The sequence below is a fragment of the Pararhodobacter sp. SW119 genome (assembly GCF_017811755.1).
Classification (GTDB): domain Bacteria; phylum Pseudomonadota; class Alphaproteobacteria; order Rhodobacterales; family Rhodobacteraceae; genus Pararhodobacter.
This window is the reverse complement of record NZ_JADDJF010000008.1, coordinates 103,480-119,643: the sequence shown is the minus strand read 5'-3', so window position 1 is coordinate 119,643 and position 16,164 is coordinate 103,480. Positions and strand designations below refer to the sequence as shown.

Below are 16,164 nucleotides of genomic sequence, written 5' to 3'. Positions count from 1 at the left end.
CGGGGACAGACGCCCCGGCCGTTGATCCGGCTTGTCGGTCGGCTCAGGCCGATTGCGCGAGGTTGCGCAGGACGTAGTGCAGGACGCCCCCGTGCTTGACGTAGTCGACCTCGATCTCGGTATCGATGCGGCACTTGAGCGTGATCGTCTTTTCGCTGCCGTCGGGATAGGCGATTTTGCAGGGCACCTCGGAGAGCGGCTTGACGTCGTCATCCAGCCCCTCGATCGAGATTTCCTCCTCACCGGACAGCTTGAGCGACTTGCGGCTGTCGCCGTCGGTGAACTCGAACGGGATGACGCCCATGCCGACGAGGTTGGAGCGGTGGATACGCTCGAAGCTTTCGGCGATCACGGCCTTGACGCCCAGCAGGCTCGTGCCCTTGGCCGCCCAGTCGCGGCTGGAGCCGGCGCCGTATTCCACCCCGCCGACGACGACCAGCGGCACATCCTGATCCTGCCAGGCCATCGCGGCGTCGTAGATCGAGGTCTGCTCGCCGTCGGGGCCTTTCGTGTAGCCGCCCTCGACGCCGTCCAGCATCTCGTTCCGGATGCGGATGTTGGCGAAGGTGCCACGCATCATGACTTCATGGTTGCCCCGGCGCGAGCCGTAGCTGTTGAAATCCTTGGACGCGACCTGGCGTTCCGTCAGGTACTTGCCGGCCGGCGTTTCGGCCTTGAAGGAGCCTGCCGGCGAGATGTGGTCGGTGGTGATCATGTCGCCCAGAAGCGCGAGGATGCGCGCGCCCTTCAGTGGTTCGATCGAGCCCTTTTCCTTTGACATGCCCTGGAAGTAGGGCGGGTTCTGGATGTAGGTCGAGGTCGCGGGCCAGTCGTAGGTCTCGGTGTCCGGGGTCTGCACGCCCTGCCACTTCTCGTCGCCCTTGAAGACATCACCGTACTTGTCGATGAACATCTCGCGGTGGACGACCTTCTCGACCATCTCGGCGATTTCCTGGGTCGAGGGCCAGATGTCCTTCAGGTAGACGGGGTTGCCGTCCTTGTCATTTCCCAGCGGGTCGCGGGTGATATCGATGTTCATGTCGCCGGCCAGCGCATAGGCCACGACCAGCGGCGGCGAGGCGAGGTAGTTGGCGCGCACGTCGGGGCTGATGCGCCCTTCGAAGTTGCGGTTGCCCGAAAGGACCGAGACGGCGACGAGGTCGTTGTCGTTCACCGCCTTCGAGATCTCGGGCTGCAGCGGACCGGAGTTGCCGATGCAGGTTGTGCAGCCGTAGCCCACGAGGTTGAAGCCGAGCGCGTCCAGATCCTCGCTGAGGTCGGCGGCGTTGAGGTATTCGGTCACCACCTGGCTGCCGGGCGCGAGCGAGGTCTTGACCCAGGGCTTGCGGTTCAACCCCAGCGCGCGCGCCTTGCGGGCCAGAAGCCCCGCGCCGACCAGCACATAGGGGTTGGAGGTGTTGGTGCAGGAGGTGATCGAGGCGATGACGATGGAGCCGTCGCGCAGCTTGTAATCCTCGCCCGCGACAGTCACCCATTTCACGCCGTCATGATCGCCGGGCACATGGTTCGGACCGGGCGAGCCGCCCTCCTCCGCCCAGTCGGCCTTTTCCAGTTCGGGGGCCGAGGGCACCTTGCGCAGGCCGCGGATATAGTCGCCGAAGGCGCCGGCGGCGGCATCGAGTGCCACGTGGTCCTGCGGACGCTTGGGGCCCGAGATGGCGGGAACGACATCGCCGAGGTCCAGGTGCAGGGTCGAGGTGTAGACCGGCGCGTAGCTTTCGTCGCGCCACATGCCGTTTTCCTTGGCATAGGCCTCGACCAGGGCGATGCGGTCCTCATGCCGGCCGGTCTGGCGCAGGTAGCGCAGGGTTTCGCCGTCGATGGGGAAGAAGCCGCAGGTGGCGCCGTATTCGGGGGCCATGTTGGCGATGGTCGCGCGGTCGGCCAGCGGCATGTGATCGAGGCCGTCGCCGTAGAATTCGACGAACTTGCCCACAACGCCGTGATCGCGCAGCATCTTGACGACCTTGAGCACGAGGTCGGTGGCGGTCACCCCTTCGACCATGGCGCCGGTGACCTTGAAGCCGACAACCTCGGGGATCAGCATGGAGATCGGCTGGCCGAGCATCGCGGCCTCGGCCTCGATCCCGCCGACGCCCCAGCCGAGGACGGCGAGGCCGTTGACCATCGTGGTGTGGCTGTCGGTGCCGACCAGGGTATCGGGATAGGCCACGGTGTCGCCGTTCTGGTCCTGATCGGTCCAGACGGTCTGGGCGAGATATTCCAGGTTAACCTGGTGGCAGATGCCGGTGCCCGGCGGGACCACGCGGAAGTTGTCGAACGCCTTCTGCCCCCATTTGAGGAAGGTGTAGCGTTCCATGTTCCGCTCGTATTCGCGGTCGACGTTCATCTGGAAGGCGCGCGGATTGCCGAATTCGTCGATCATCACCGAATGGTCGATCACGAGGTCGACGGGGTTCAGCGGGTTGATCTTCTGCGCGTCGCCACCGAGCGCCACGATCCCGTCGCGCATTGCCGCCAGGTCGACGACGGCGGGCACGCCGGTGAAGTCCTGCATCAGCACGCGGGCCGGACGGTAGGCGATCTCGCGCGGGTTCTTGCCGCCCTTGTCGGCCCAGTCGGCGAAGGCGCGGATGTCGTCCTGCGTCACCGTCTTGCCGTCCTCGAAGCGGAGCATGTTTTCCAGCACGACCTTCAGCGCCGCGGGAAGTTTGCTGAAATCGCCTAGTCCCGCGGCCTCGGCGGCGGGGATTGAGTAGTAGGCGATGGTCTTGCCGCCCGCGCTGAGTGTCTTGCGCGTCTTGGCGCTGTCCTGGCCGACAATGATGGGCATCTGGGTGGCTCCCTTCTGGAAAACAGAGGTTTCGCTGCGGCTCTCTAGCCTGTTCGGGGATGAGGGATCAAGGGCCGTTACGTGTTCTGTATACCATTGTGCACAGAAAAGTCGAGGCCTGCCGAGACGCTGTCTGCGGTCACATCCGGGTGTAACCGTGCGCACGGTGCTTGCCCGCGCTTGCATCGGTGCTTTCTTGGCTGGCATTAAGGGCGAGGCCCGAGACAAGGTTCAGGCAAAGGAGCAATCATGATTCCCGGCGCGCGCGATTCCGTCGACCGCGACCCGTTCCGCAACGGCCCGCCGCGTCCCGCGTCCGGGCTGCCGCGTCCCGCGTCCGGGCTGATGGCGGGGATTGCGGTCTGGGCGGCGGGCTTGCTGCTGGCGGCGCCGGCGGTTGCGCAGGTCTCGCTGCCCGGGGCGTCGGCCGAGCGGCAGGTGGTGATCGAGCTTTTCACCGCGCAGGGTTGCGCGGCCTGCCCGCCGGCGGATGCGATGATGGCACAACTGGCGATGCGCGAGGACGTGATCGCGCTGGCCCTGCATGTCGATTACTGGGATTATATCGGCTGGGCGGACACCTTCGCACTGCCCGAACACGCCGAACGCCAGAAGCGCTACGCCCGGCGCAACGGTCATTCGACGATCTACACGCCGCAGGTGATCGTCAACGGCGACGACGTGATCGAGGGGTTTCGCGTCATGCAGGTGATGAACGCCATCGACCATCACCGCCGCCAGAAGGCCGAGATCATACTGGAACTGACCCGCGCGCCCAGCGGCGCGCTGGAGATTCGCGCCCATCGCGACGAACAGGCGGAGGACGCGCCGCTGATCGCTGCGCGCCCGGGCGCCGAACTGGCGGATACCGCGTTTGCCGCGCGCGCGCAGACGGCGCCGGACGCGCAGGCGGCGCTGGTGCTGCATCTGATCCGCTATGCACCGACCGCGATGGTCGAGATCGAGGCCGGCGAGAATGCCGGGCGGCGAGGCGAGTACCACAACATCGTCACCAGCTGGCAGACGATCGCCACCTGGGACATGCGCGCGCCGCTAGAAATGTCGGTGCAGATCGACGGAACCGACCCGCTGGTCGTTGTCGCGCAGGAACGCGGGCAGGGCGAGATCGTGGCGGCGGCGCGGCTGCGCTGAGCGCCGGGACCGTTTGGTTCAGCCGCCAGTGGCGGCAGAAGCGTCGGGTGCACCCTTCCAGCGACGATGAATCCAGAGCCACTGATCCATGTTCGCGCGGACCTGCGCCGCGGCGCTGTCATTCAGCGCCTGGGTCATGGAGACGGGATCGCCCGGCGGCACCGGCGCCTCCACGATGACGCGAAAGCCAGTGGGGTCGTCGGTGCGCAGCGCGTAGCCGGGGATCAGGGGCGCGTCGAACTTCAGCGCCAGTTCCGCCGCGGAAATCGCCGTCATCGCGGGTTGGCCCATGAAATCCAGCGGCTCGCCATGGTGCATGTGCTGGTCCACGACCAGCGCCAGCACGCCCCCCTGCCGAAGATGCCGGATCATGCCGGAAAGCCCGGCGCGCCCGCGCGGGAACATTTCCCCGCCGAGCGACTCCATCGCGGCGACGTAGCGGCGGTTGAAAGCCGGGTTCGCCATCGGCATGTAGAGCGCGCCCAGCCGATAGCCGCGGTTCAGCAGCGTCGCGCGCGCGGCGTCGTAATTGCCCAGATGCGCCGTGGCGAGGATCACCGGGCGGCCGGCATCATGCGCCGCCTGCAGCGCCGACAGCCCCGGCCCCTCGACCGGGACATGCCGCGTCTGTGCGATCAGATCGGGACCCGAGAACAGCTCCATCACCGTGCGCCCGACGTTTTCGGGCACCCTGCGGGCGATGCGTTCGACCTCGGCCCTCGGCAGGTCGGGGAAGACATGGGCAAGGTTGGCGCGCACCCGCTTGCGCCAGCCGGCAAGCGGCGCGACGAGGCGCGAGACGATCCATCCCATCAGCGCCACGCGTCGCCGGTAGGGCAGCCGCAGAAGAAGCGCGATCAGCACGCCAATCGCGCGGTCCTGCAACCGGTGCCCGAGCGAGGCGGGCACGGCGTCTGTCGGCGGCGCGTTCCGGCTATTCGGCATGTCTGCCCCTTGTTGGCGCCCCATGCGGACAGGGGGCGGTAGCGGGTGCTTCTATCTCGGCGACGGCGAAACGGGCAAGGCTTCAAGGCCGGTGCGGCCCTGCCCGAAATGCGAATGGCGCCCTTTCCGGGGAAAGGGCGCCACAAATTTCGTTCGGTGCTGTCTGGCGCGACGGGTCAGGCCGCGTCGGAAATGAACTTCACCGCATCGCCGAAAGTCTGGATGTTCTCGGCGGCGTCATCGGGGATCTCGATGCCGAATTCTTCCTCGAAAGCCATCACAAGTTCGACCGTGTCGAGGCTGTCAGCGCCCAGATCGTCGATGAAAGAGGCGTTTTCGGTGATCTTCTCTTCGTCGACACCGAGATGTTCGACCACAATCTTCTTCACGCGCTCTGAGATGTCGCTCATGTCATTTCCTCGTGTGTTTCGGCGGAACCCGCCGTTCTTGTCCTACTGCCCCTACCAGGCGCCGCCTGCACATGCTCGGCAATGCAGGCATTGACCAGCGCGGGCAGGTCCCGGCTCGATCAGCGCCGCCTATAGCACAGTCATGCGGCATGGCAAACGCTTTCGCAAGGGGCGGGAATCGGCCTCAGATCATCGCCATCCCGCCGTTCACATGCAGGGTCGCGCCGGTGACATAGGCGGCCTCGTCGCTGGCCAGATAGAGGACGGCGGCGGCGATTTCCTCGGGCGTGCCCATGCGGCCGGCGGGAATCTGCCCGTTTATCCGGGTTTTCTGCTCGTCGGTCAGCTTTTCGGTCATGGCGGTGGCGATAAAGCCGGGCGCGACCGCGTTGGCGGTGATTCCCCGGCTGGCCACCTCGGCGGCAAGCGACTTGGTCAGGCCGATCAATCCGGCCTTGGCGGCGGCATAATTCGCCTGACCGGCGTTACCGGTGGCGCCGACGATGGACGAGATGTTGACGATCCGACCCCAGCGCGCCTTCATCATCGGGCGCATGACGCCCCGGCAGAGGCGCATGGCGGCGGTCAGGTTGACATCCAGAACCGCCTGCCAATCGGCATCGGACATGCGCATGAAGATCTGGTCGCGGGTGATGCCGGCATTGTTGACCAGGATATCGAGACCGCCCATCGCGTCTGCCGCAGTTTTCGGAAGGGCGTCCACGGCGGCGGGGTCGGACAGGTCGCACGGCAGCACATGCGCGCGTTCGCCCAGTTCCCTGGCCAGGTCCGTGAGCGGCGTCTCGCGCGTGCCGGACAGGCCGACCGTCGCGCCAGCGCCGTGCAGCACCCGCGCGATCGCGGCACCGATCCCCCCCGAGGCGCCGGTGATCAGCGCGCGCTTTCCCGTCAGATCGAACATGTTCCCCCCGTTTTCTGCCTCCCGCGCTTCTAGCAGCGGCGATGGGTTTGTGCCAGTCATGCGGTAGAAGCGGAGGCTGTGATGATCGAGGCGATGCGGGCGGAGGCAACGCGACTTTTCGGCGTGGCGGTGGCCGCGGCCGACCCTGGCCCGGCGGTGGCGCACGCGCTTGCCGAGATGGATGTCCGCGGGGTGCGGGTCTGGATCGTTGCGGTGGGCAAGGCCGCGCGTGCCATGGCGTCGGCGGCGCAGGAGCATCTGGCCGAAAGCATCCCGGCAAGCGGCGTGATCGTCGTGACAAACGCCGAAAACGCCGCGCCGCTGGATGGTGCCGAGGTGCATGTCGCGGGCCACCCGGTGCCCGACGCGGGCGGGCTGCGCGCCGCCGAGGCGGTGGAGGCGATGCTGGCCCGGACGAGGGCCGGCGATGTGGTTCTGGCCCTGATTTCGGGTGGGGGCTCGGCCCTGCTGGCGGCACCGGTGCCGGGCGTATCGCTGGAGGACAAGGCGCAGGCCAACCGGCTGATGCTGGCTGCGGGAATGGACATCACCGGAATGAACTCCGTTCGGCAACGCCTGTCGCGGCTGAAAGGCGGCGGGCTGGCGCGTGCCGCAGCGCCGGCGCGAGTGGTCGCCCTGATCCTGTCCGACGTGATCGGGGATGACCTGCGCGTCGTCGCCTCGGGTCTGACGGTGGCGCCAATTTGCGCGAGAGAAGAGGCGCGGCAACTGCTGGTGACGCGCAACCTCTGGGACCGGATGCCTGTGTCGGTGCGCGAGGCACTGGATCGTAGCGAGGACGGCGCACAGCGCGTCCAGGCCGAAAACCGGTTGATCGGGTCGAACGGCATGTCGCTGGCGGCGATGGTTTCGGCGTCGGCCGCGACGATATGGACGGATCGGCTGACGGGCGATGTGGGCGCGGCCGCCGACTGGCTGGTGGCGCGGATGCGGGCGGCACCGGCAGGAGAGATCCTGGCGGTCTGTGGGGGTGAGACGACGGTGACCCTGCAGGGGCGGGGCAGGGGTGGACGCAACCAGGAACTGGCGTTGCGGGTCGCGGCGGGGATGGAGGGGATTGCCCGACCCTGGGTCTTTCTCTCGGGCGGCACCGACGGGCGCGATGGCCCCACCGAGGCGGCGGGCGGACTGGTCGATGGTGGAACGCTGGACAGGATCGCGGCCGCGGGCGGCGACTGGCGCGCGCTTCTGGCCGACAACGACAGCCACAGGGCGCTACAGCTAGCGGGCGACCTGCTGGTCACCGGCGGGACCGGCACGAATGTCGCAGATGTCCAGATCGTGATGCTGGGGTGACATTGGCTTCGGGCGGGCACTCGCCCGAATGGCGAGCGCGGGCTTTTCGCGCGCGGAAAGTGTGTGTATCAGCAAACGGAACTGCGATCGGAGGTCAAAATGCGCCGAGTTGTCGTCACCGGATTGGGAATGGTCACGCCGCTGGGCTGCGGGGTCGAGGCGACATGGACGCGCCTGCTGGCCGGCAAGTCGGGCGCGGGGCCGATCACGCGCTTCGATCCGAGCCATCTGACAACGACCTATGCCTGCGAAATACCACGCGGCGATGGGGCGGACGGGACATTCAACCCCGACGACTGGATGGCGCCCAAGGAACAGCGGAAGGTCGACGACTTCATCCTCTACGGCATGGCCGCCGCGCAACAGGCGGTCGAGGATGCGGGCTGGACGCCGGAGGACGAGGAAAGCCTGCTGCGCACCGGGGTGATGATCGGATCGGGCATCGGCGGCCTGAGCACGATTGCGGAAACCGCGGTGCTGATCAAGGAGCGCGGGCCGAAGCGGGTCTCGCCTTTTTTCATCCCCGGCGCGCTCATCAACCTGATCTCGGGCCAGGTGAGCATCCGCTACGGCTTCAAGGGGCCGAACCACGCGGTCGTGACCGCCTGTTCCACCGGCGCGCATGCCATTGGCGACGCGGCGCGGCTGATTGCATTCGGCGATGCCGACGTGATGGTGGCGGGCGGCGCGGAAAGCCCGATCAGCGAGATCGGGATCGCGGGTTTCAACGCCTGCAAGGCGCTTTCGACCAAACGCGGGAACGACCCCAAGGCTGCGAGCCGCCCCTACGACGCGGATCGCGATGGGTTCGTCATGGGCGAGGGCGCGGGCGTCGTCGTGCTGGAGGAGTTGGAGCATGCGCGCGCAAGGGGCGCGAAGATCCATGCCGAGGTGCTTGGCTACGGACTTTCGGGCGATGCCTATCACATCACCGCCCCCAGCGAGGACGGCGATGGCGGGTACCGCTCGATGGCGGCGGCGTTGAAGCGCGCCGGACTCGAGCCCTCTGGGATCGACTACATCAACGCGCACGGCACCTCGACCATGGCCGACACGATCGAACTGGGCGCGGTCGAGCGGCTTCTGGGCGACGCGGCCGCCGCGACGACGATGAGTTCGACCAAGTCCTCCATCGGACACCTGTTGGGCGCGGCAGGTGCCGTCGAGGCCATCTTCTGCATTCTGGCAATCCGCGACCAGAAGGCGCCACCGACGATCAACCTGGACAATCCCGCGGTGCAAAGCGCGATGGATCTGGCCCCGCATGAAGCCCGCCAACGGAAAATCGATGTCGTGCTGTCCAATTCCTTCGGCTTCGGCGGGACCAATGCCAGCCTGATCATGGGGCGGGTCCGCGACTGATGTGGAAGCACATTGCGGCAAACGCGCTGACGCTGCTGATCGTCGGTTTCGTGGTCCTCGGCGGCGTGCTGGCGATGGGTCAGCGCAGCTTCCACGCCGAAGGCCCGCTGGAGCAGGCGATCTGCCTGCGGGTCGAACAGGGGGCGAATCTGCGCGCGGTCACCCGGCAACTGGAGGCGCAGGAGGCGATCTCGAGCGGCATCCTGTTCCGCATCGGTGCCCAGTACACCGAACGCGATGATCGACTGCGGTTCGGCTCCTATCTGATCGAACCCGGCGTCTCGATGGACCAGATTCTGGACATCGTGACACGCGGGGGGGCGTCCACCTGCGGGACGGAGGTGGTGCTGCGCGTCGGCGTGACGCGCGCCGAACTGCTGGTCCGCGATCTGGACACGGCAACCGGCCGGTTTGCCGAGGTGGCGCTGATGCCCGTCGATTCGGAGGACCGGCCGGAAGAGTTCGACGCCGTTCTGGAGCAGGCCGACACGCGTTTTCGCGTGACCCTGGCGGAAGGGGTGACAAGCTGGCAGGTCTGGTTTGCGTTGACCAATGCCCCGTTCCTGGAAGGGGAATTGCCCGAGGTGCCGGCGGAGGGATCGCTGGCGACGGAAAGCTACGAGGTCCGTCCGGGCGCCGATCGCGCCACCTTGATCGACGAGATGCAGGCCCGGCAAAGCGCGATCCTCTCCGCGGCATGGGAAAATCGCGCTGAGGGACTGCCGCTCGACAGCCCGGAAGAGGCGCTGATCCTGGCCTCCATCGTCGAGAAGGAGACTGGCCAGCCGCAGGAGCGCCCGCAGGTGGCCAGTGTCTTCGTCAACCGACTGCGCGTTCCGATGCGCCTGCAGACGGACCCGACAGTGATCTACGGGATCACGCAGGGCGAGGGCGTTCTGGGCAGGGGATTGCGGCGGTCCGAACTGGATGCGCGCACGCCCTACAACACCTATCAGATCGACGGATTGCCGCCCACGCCGATCGCAAATCCCGGCCGTGCGGCGATCGAGGCGACTCTGAACCCGGATGAGACGCCTTACCTCTATTTCGTCGCGGATGGGACCGGGGGACATGCGTTCGCGACCAACCTGGCCGACCACAACAGCAACGTGGCCCGCTGGCGCGAGATCGAAGCGCAGCAGCGAAGTCAATGAGTTGCGCTGCGACCTTGGCAGAATGTGGCAGATTTTAGGCTTTTTCCCGGCGGGATCACGGCGGAGTCAAATTGACTTTGCGTACGCCTTGATGTAGACATTCGGGCAAGCTGGAAGAATTGCAAAAGCGGCACGGGGTACGCCCCCGGGCCGCTTTTTCTTTTCGCTCGTGCGGAGCAGCATGAGAACGGGCAAAAAAAATGAAACAAGAAACGACAACGATAAACAAGAACGAGCTCGAACTGGAACAGGCGAGAGAGCGCAATATCGCGCGCTTCATGATCGAAACGCTAACCAAGGCCGCCGACAGGTTTGCCACCCTGCAGGCGGAACTGGAAGCTGGGGAGCATCAGAATTTCCCACAGGCAAAGGTGGCGCTCGATGAGTTTACCAAACTTGGCACACTCGCGGTCAATGACAGGGGCAAGTTCTACAAATATCTCAAAGGGGAACTCGACGATGCCGGGATTGGCGAACTCGACCTCGGCGCCGCACGCGCCGAAATCCGACGCCGAATGGATCGCTTGCGCACCAGCGCCGGTGCAGGAAGCGTTCCTGAATGACCTGAGCGATCAGGCGCTGATGGCATTGCCCTGGCTTTTCGAGTTCTGGGCATTGCCGCATCAGTTGCCGCCCGAGGCCACGGCCTCGGGCGGGGCATGGCGGACCTGGGTCTGTATCGGCGGGCGTGGCGCGGGGAAAACCCGTGCCGGTTCCGAATGGGTGCGTGCGCAGGTTGAAGGCGGCCGCCCCGGCGATCCGGGCCGCGCCAACCGTGTGGCCCTGGTGGGCGAGACCTACGACCAGGTGCGGGACGTGATGATCTTTGGCGACAGTGGCATCATGGCCTGCTCGCCCCCCGACCGCCGCCCGGAGTGGGAGGCGTCGAAGCGCCGACTGGTCTGGCCGAACGGGGCCACCGCACAGGCCTTCTCGGCGACCGAGCCCGAGGCGCTGCGCGGCCCGCAATTCGACGCAGCCTGGGCCGACGAACTGGCCAAGTGGAAAAAGGCGGAAGAGGCTTGGGACATGCTGCAGTTCGCGTTGCGACTGGGCGATCACCCGCAGCAGATCGTCACCACCACACCGCGGGCGCAACCCACGCTGAAGCGAATCCTCGGCTTGCCCAGCACGGTATCCACCCATGCCCCGACCAGCGCCAACAAGGCGTGGCTGGCGGCGTCTTTCCTTGAGGAAATGCAACAGCGTTACGGTGCGACCCGGCTGGGCCGCCAGGAACTGGAAGGCGTCCTGCTGGAGGATGCCGAGGGCACTCTGTTTCCAAGCGCCCTGATCGAGGCGGCGCGCGTGCGTGAACTGCCCGCTTTGTCCCGCATCGTAGTCGCCATCGACCCCTCGGTGACCGGGCACGCGAAATCGGACGTTTGTGGCATCCTGGTCGTGGGGGCGATGACCGAAGGCCCGGTCAAGGACTGGCGCGCATATGTGATCGAGGATGCTAGCGTTGCCGCCGTCTCGCCGTCGGAATGGGCGGAGGCCGCGCTCGCGGCGAAGGCGCGACACGGCGCCGATCGTGTTGTGGCCGAAGTCAATCAGGGCGGTGACCTGATCGCGGGTGTCCTGCGGCAGGTCGATCCGCTGGTTCCCTACCGCGCCGTGCGCGCAACGATTGGCAAGGCTGCGCGCGCAGAGCCTGTGGCCGCGCTTTATGAACAGCGCCGCGTGAAGCACATGCCCGGTCTGTCCTTGCTGGAGGAACAGATGGCGCTAATGACGGCGCAGGGGTTTTGCGGGCCGGGCAGCCCCGATCGTGTCGATGCATTGGTCTGGGCGCTGCACGAGTTAATTATTGAACCCGCCTCACGCTGGCGTGATCCGCGGGTGCGCACGCTCTGAGGGTGGGAAGAAGGCAACCTCTTCCGACAGCCTTTTTCGAGCGCTCTCCTGGCCCGTGTCGAGCGTCTGTCAGGACGCACCGAATGCGCTGTGGTAGCTGACGACCCCTGTCGGGATCGGATCGGAGAAAGCCAGGCACATGAAATACTCGGCTGGGACCCCTGGAAACCGAAGTTTCGCATCGGTCATGAAGCCGAAGCGATGATAGTACCCCGGATCGCCGAGAACCACACATCCCCGGGCACCTTGCGCATGTAGACGCGACAATCCCTCGCAGATCAGGGTGCCACCGATGCCCTCGTGCTGTCGGTCGGGCCGCACCGACACCGGGCCGAGGCCGAACCAGGCCACTTCGCGCCCGCCGACAAGCACGGGCGAAAACGCGACATGGCCAACGATTTCGTCGCCTTCCTCAGCCAGCAGCGACAGGGTGAGTGACCCTTCGCGACGGAGCGCGTCGATGATCGCGCTTTCGGTGCCTGAACTGTGCGCTGAACCGGCGAACGCATCCTCGGTGATGCGTCGAATCTGATCGGCGTCGGCCGGGGTTTCGTTGCGAATCTTCACGTGCGTCAGAATCCTTGATGCTCTCTTCCCGTCAACGTGGCGGCTGATCGCCTGTGCCATTTTCACGGAGCTACAGCAATCTGCCGGCCCTAGCGCATTCGACTACCGCGTTGCGGGGGCAGCGTACGCTCGCCTTTCGCCATCTTCAGGAATCTCGTCGAAAACACAGACCAAGCCCAGGTGGCGCCGAGCGTATCACGCCTGCCCCCAAGCCACCGTCCGCTTGCCGACTGCTCGGCTCGGGCGAAAGACGAAGAGGTTTCGCATGTTCGATTTCTTTCGAAAGTCGGCGGACACGGTGCCCGAGGCCAAGGCCTCGGCCGTGGGGCCGTTGACTGCGGGGCCGGTCGGCAAGATCGCCGCGATTCAGGCAGCGACCAGGGTCAACTGGACGGCGCGAGATACCGGGTCGCTGACGCGCGTGGGCTTCCAGCGAAATCCGATGGGGTTTCGCGTGGTCCGCATGATCACCGAAGCGGCTGCCGCCTTGCCGCTGATCCTGCAGGATGCCGAGCGGCGGTATGAACAGCATCCCCTGCTGTCACTGATGCGCCGCCCGAATCCGATACAGGGAAAAGCCGAGTTTCTTGAGGCGATCTACGCCCAACTTCTGCTTTCCGGTAACGCCTATGTCGAGGCCGTGGCCCCCGCTGGCGGCATGCCGTCGGAACTGCATGTACTGCGTTCCGATCGGATGAGCGTGGTGCCGGGGCCGGATGGCTGGCCGCAGGCCTATGATTACAGCGTGAGTGGACGCAAGCATCGATTCCTCATGGGCGCCGAACCCGCCGAGATGCCGGTCTGCCATATCCGCGCCTACCATCCGACCGACGATCACTACGGTCTTTCGCCATTGGAAGCGGCCGCCACGGCGATCGATGTGCACAATGCGGCCTCGCGCTGGTCGAAGGCGCTTCTGGACAACGCCGCGCGCCCTTCCGGAGCAATCATCTACAAGGGCGCCGACGGGCAGGCCAAGATGTCGAACGAGCAGTTCGAGCGCCTGCAATCGGAGATGGAACACCACCATATGGGCGCACGCAACGCCGGGCGTCCGATGTTGCTGGAAGGGGGGCTGGACTGGAAACCGATGGGATTCAGCCCCTCGGACATGGAGTTTCACAAGACCAAGGAAGCCGCGGCGCGCGAAATCGCCATCGCTTTCGGCGTGCCGCCGATGCTGATGGGTATTCCCGGCGACGCGACCTACGCAAACTATCAGGAGGCCAATCGCGCCTTCTACCGGCTTACGGTGCTGCCCCTGGCGGCGAAAGTCACGGCGGCGCTGGGACACTGGCTTTCGGGCCATGTCGGCGCGGCGGTCGAACTCAAGCCGGACCTCGACCAGGTTCCTGCGCTGTCGGCCGAGCGCGAGCAGCAGTGGCGTCGGGTGAGCGAGGCAAGTTTTCTGAGCGATGCCGAGAAGCGCGTGCTTCTGGGCCTCCCCCGGCTGGCGGAGGATACATGAACGTCGCGCGGCGCACGGTGGGTGGGTCCCGCTTTCTCTATGACAGCTTCGACCTCGCGCAGGCCCGGATCGACGCCCAGGAGCGTGTCGAGGAAGAACGGCGCGCAGGGCTAGAATACCGCCTGAACCGGATCGAGACGATGATCGAACGGCTGGAAAAGCGACTGTGGCTGGCGGTCTACGGGGTCGCGGCCGGGGTTCTGATGCATGGCGCGCTGGCTTTGCTGGCGACCCGTTTGTGAGAGAGGCGTCCTTGATGTTGGAGACCAAGTTCAACCGACCTGAAGAGGCCCTTCGCATCCACGATGGATCGAAGGTCGCAGGTTACGCCTCGATCTTCGGGGCGCGCGATCAGGGCGGCGACACCGTCGTGCCGGGCGCCTATGCAGCCTCGCTTGCGCGGCTGGCGGCAGCGGGCGGGCGGGTGCGTATGCTCTGGCAGCACGACGCGTCGCAGCCCATCGGCGTCTGGGACACCGTGCGCGAAGATGAGCGCGGCCTTTGGGTCGAAGGTCGCTTGCTGACCGAAGTGACGCGCGCGCGAGAAGCCGCGGCGCTGATGGAGGCTGGCGCCGTCGATGGCCTGTCGATCGGTTATCGAACGGTCAGATCCGAGAAATCGCCGGGCGGCGGGCGCAGGCTGCTGGAACTGGAACTCTGGGAGGTGTCGCTGGTGACCTTCCCCATGCTTTCGGTCGCCCGGGTGGCGGCAAAAGGCGCTTCCGTGACGGACGACATCGCGGCGGCAATGGCGGTGCTGGCGCAGGGGATCGACTCCGCGCGCGCAGCAATGCGGGAATGAAGCCCATGCGTCGCCTGCGCGACCAATCAACGCCTGCCGGTTTCGACCGGCGTGGGACAGGCGGGTACAGGGATGACCCGACCCTATGGCCGGGCGGATCCGGCTCAATGACTGACGCAAACACTCAAGGATGACAGCCATGACACCACAGGTTCCGGGCTACGGCCAGGATATGGACACCGCGCTCGAGCCTGGCGACGAGGCGCGTCGACTGAAGTCGGCAATGGATGGTTTCGTGAACGAGATCAGATCCTTCCGAACTGAAATCAAGACCAATCTTCAACAACATGACGAGCGTCTCACCATGCTGGACCGTAAACTTTCGATCAAGTCCCAACGCCCCCCGCTGTCGACCGGCGATGGCTGTCAGAACCTGCATCTGAAGGCATTCGACGCCTACCTGCGCTCTGGCGACGATGACGCGCTGCGCGGCCTCGTGCTCGAAGGCAAGGGGATGAACACGTCCGTCAACTCCGAAGGGGGCTACCTTGTGGATCCGCAGACCACCGATCGGATTCGAGGGGTGCTCTACGCGTCCTCCTCGCTCCGATCGATCGCGAATGTCGTCCAGGTCGAGGCGTCCAGCTTCGACGTTCTGGTCGATCACAGCGAAATCGGTTCGGGTTGGGCCAGCGAAAGCGACCCCGTTGCCGACACCGCCAGTCCGGTCCTTGACCGGATCTCGATCCGCCTGCACGAGCTTTCGGCCATGCCCAAGGCCAGCCAGCGACTGCTGGAAGACAGCGCCTTCGACGTCGAGGGCTGGCTTGCCGACCGGATCGCCCAGAAGTTCGCCCGCGCCGAGGCCTCGGCCTTCATTCACGGCGATGGCGTCGACAAGCCGCGTGGTTTCCTCGACCATGCGATCGTCCCCGAAAACCTCGCGGATTGGGGGTCGCTGGGGTACGTGGCGACGGGCGCGGCGGGCGATTTCCTCGGCACGAACTCCGCCGATGCCATCGTCGATCTGGTCTACGCGCTTGAAGCCGGCTATCGCGCCAACGCGGTCTTCGTGATGAACTCGAAAACCGCGGGCGCCGTGCGCAAGATGAAGGACGCTGACGGCCGCTTCCTGTGGTCCGATGGTCTGGCAGCCGCCGAACCCGCGCGTCTGATGGGCTATCCGGTGCTGGTCGCCGAAGACATGCCGGACATTGCCGAGGACGCCTATGCGATCGCCTTTGGCGACTTCACCGCCGGCTACACCGTTGCCGAACGGCCGGACCTGCGGGTTCTGCGCGACCCGTTCAGCGCCAAGCCGCATGTGCTGTTCTACGCAACCAAGCGCGTGGGCGGCGACGTCACCGATTTCAAGGCGATCAAGATCCTGAAGTTCGCCGTGAATTGAGCATCGGTTCGGGTCGATTGGCGAATCGGCCCGAACCGGTTGCGG

15 protein-coding genes are annotated in these 16,164 nt (G+C 65.9%); 10 read left to right on the top strand and 5 right to left on the bottom strand.

What is annotated here, in order from left to right; all coding sequences use genetic code 11:
* Nucleotides 1-43: 43 nt before the first annotated feature.
* A complete protein-coding gene (gene acnA / locus IM708_RS07570) occupies nucleotides 44-2,815 on the bottom strand; it encodes an aconitate hydratase AcnA (protein WP_209425732.1) in 2,772 nt (923 codons plus the stop codon).
* Nucleotides 2,816-3,064: 249 nt separating this feature from the next.
* Between acnA and IM708_RS07565 the strand changes: the two genes are divergently transcribed.
* A complete protein-coding gene (locus tag IM708_RS07565; RefSeq protein WP_245243057.1) occupies nucleotides 3,065-3,967 on the top strand; it encodes a DUF1223 domain-containing protein in 903 nt (300 codons plus the stop codon).
* Between the two features lie 18 nt (nucleotides 3,968-3,985).
* On the opposite strand, the gene IM708_RS07560 is transcribed toward IM708_RS07565, so the two are convergent.
* The 3 genes from IM708_RS07560 to fabG all read right to left on the bottom strand — a co-directional run bounded on the left by IM708_RS07560 (nucleotide 3,986) and on the right by fabG (nucleotide 6,244).
* On the bottom strand, nucleotides 3,986-4,912 hold the full coding sequence (locus IM708_RS07560; RefSeq protein WP_209425731.1) for a lysophospholipid acyltransferase family protein: 927 nt from the start codon (nucleotides 4,910-4,912) through the stop codon (nucleotides 3,986-3,988).
* 176 nt (nucleotides 4,913-5,088) lie between these two features.
* Nucleotides 5,089-5,322, bottom strand: a complete 234-nt coding sequence (locus IM708_RS07555) for an acyl carrier protein (protein WP_209425730.1) — start codon at nucleotides 5,320-5,322, stop codon at nucleotides 5,089-5,091.
* 184 nt (nucleotides 5,323-5,506) lie between these two features.
* Nucleotides 5,507-6,244: a 3-oxoacyl-[acyl-carrier-protein] reductase gene (fabG, locus tag IM708_RS07550; RefSeq protein WP_209425729.1), complete on the bottom strand. Its 738-nt coding sequence runs from the start codon at nucleotides 6,242-6,244 to the stop codon at nucleotides 5,507-5,509.
* An 81-nt stretch (nucleotides 6,245-6,325) separates the two neighbouring features.
* Between fabG and IM708_RS07545 the strand changes: the two genes are divergently transcribed.
* From IM708_RS07545 to IM708_RS07525, 5 genes are all read left to right on the top strand, one after another.
* On the top strand, nucleotides 6,326-7,561 hold the full coding sequence (locus IM708_RS07545; protein WP_209425728.1) for a DUF4147 domain-containing protein: 1,236 nt from the start codon (nucleotides 6,326-6,328) through the stop codon (nucleotides 7,559-7,561).
* Between the two features lie 99 nt (nucleotides 7,562-7,660).
* Nucleotides 7,661-8,923: a beta-ketoacyl-ACP synthase II gene (gene fabF / locus IM708_RS07540; protein ID WP_209425727.1), complete on the top strand. Its 1,263-nt coding sequence runs from the start codon at nucleotides 7,661-7,663 to the stop codon at nucleotides 8,921-8,923.
* Entirely contained in the window at nucleotides 8,923-10,077 is a 1,155-nt protein-coding gene (gene mltG / locus IM708_RS07535; protein ID WP_209425726.1) for an endolytic transglycosylase MltG, read from the top strand. Before fabF ends, mltG begins: the two co-directional genes overlap by 1 nt.
* A gap of 200 nt (nucleotides 10,078-10,277) precedes the next feature.
* Nucleotides 10,278-10,640 carry a hypothetical protein gene (locus tag IM708_RS07530; RefSeq protein ID WP_209425725.1) on the top strand — a complete coding sequence of 121 codons (363 nt, stop codon included), beginning with the start codon at nucleotides 10,278-10,280 and terminating at the stop codon, nucleotides 10,638-10,640.
* A complete protein-coding gene (locus tag IM708_RS07525) occupies nucleotides 10,537-11,934 on the top strand; it encodes a terminase family protein (protein ID WP_209425724.1) in 1,398 nt (465 codons plus the stop codon). The genes IM708_RS07530 and IM708_RS07525 overlap by 104 nt, the downstream gene beginning before the upstream one ends.
* 69 nt (nucleotides 11,935-12,003) lie before the next feature.
* Here IM708_RS07525 and IM708_RS07520 read toward each other — a convergent pair whose 3' ends face one another.
* Nucleotides 12,004-12,561: an N-acetyltransferase gene (locus IM708_RS07520; RefSeq protein WP_209425723.1), complete on the bottom strand. Its 558-nt coding sequence runs from the start codon at nucleotides 12,559-12,561 to the stop codon at nucleotides 12,004-12,006.
* Nucleotides 12,562-12,766: 205 nt separating this feature from the next.
* Here IM708_RS07520 and IM708_RS07515 point away from each other — a divergent pair, with 205 nt between their 5' ends.
* From IM708_RS07515 to IM708_RS07500, 4 genes are all read left to right on the top strand, one after another.
* Nucleotides 12,767-13,969: a phage portal protein gene (locus tag IM708_RS07515; protein ID WP_209425722.1), complete on the top strand. Its 1,203-nt coding sequence runs from the start codon at nucleotides 12,767-12,769 to the stop codon at nucleotides 13,967-13,969.
* Nucleotides 13,966-14,211, top strand: coding sequence for a hypothetical protein (locus IM708_RS07510; RefSeq protein ID WP_209425721.1), 246 nt, complete (start codon nucleotides 13,966-13,968; stop codon nucleotides 14,209-14,211). The genes IM708_RS07515 and IM708_RS07510 overlap by 4 nt, the downstream gene beginning before the upstream one ends.
* A 14-nt stretch (nucleotides 14,212-14,225) precedes the next feature.
* Nucleotides 14,226-14,771, top strand: coding sequence for an HK97 family phage prohead protease (locus IM708_RS07505; RefSeq protein ID WP_209425720.1), 546 nt, complete (start codon nucleotides 14,226-14,228; stop codon nucleotides 14,769-14,771).
* 172 nt (nucleotides 14,772-14,943) lie between these two features.
* On the top strand, nucleotides 14,944-16,119 hold the full coding sequence (locus IM708_RS07500) for a phage major capsid protein (protein ID WP_209425765.1): 1,176 nt from the start codon (nucleotides 14,944-14,946) through the stop codon (nucleotides 16,117-16,119).
* Nucleotides 16,120-16,164 lie beyond the last annotated feature (45 nt).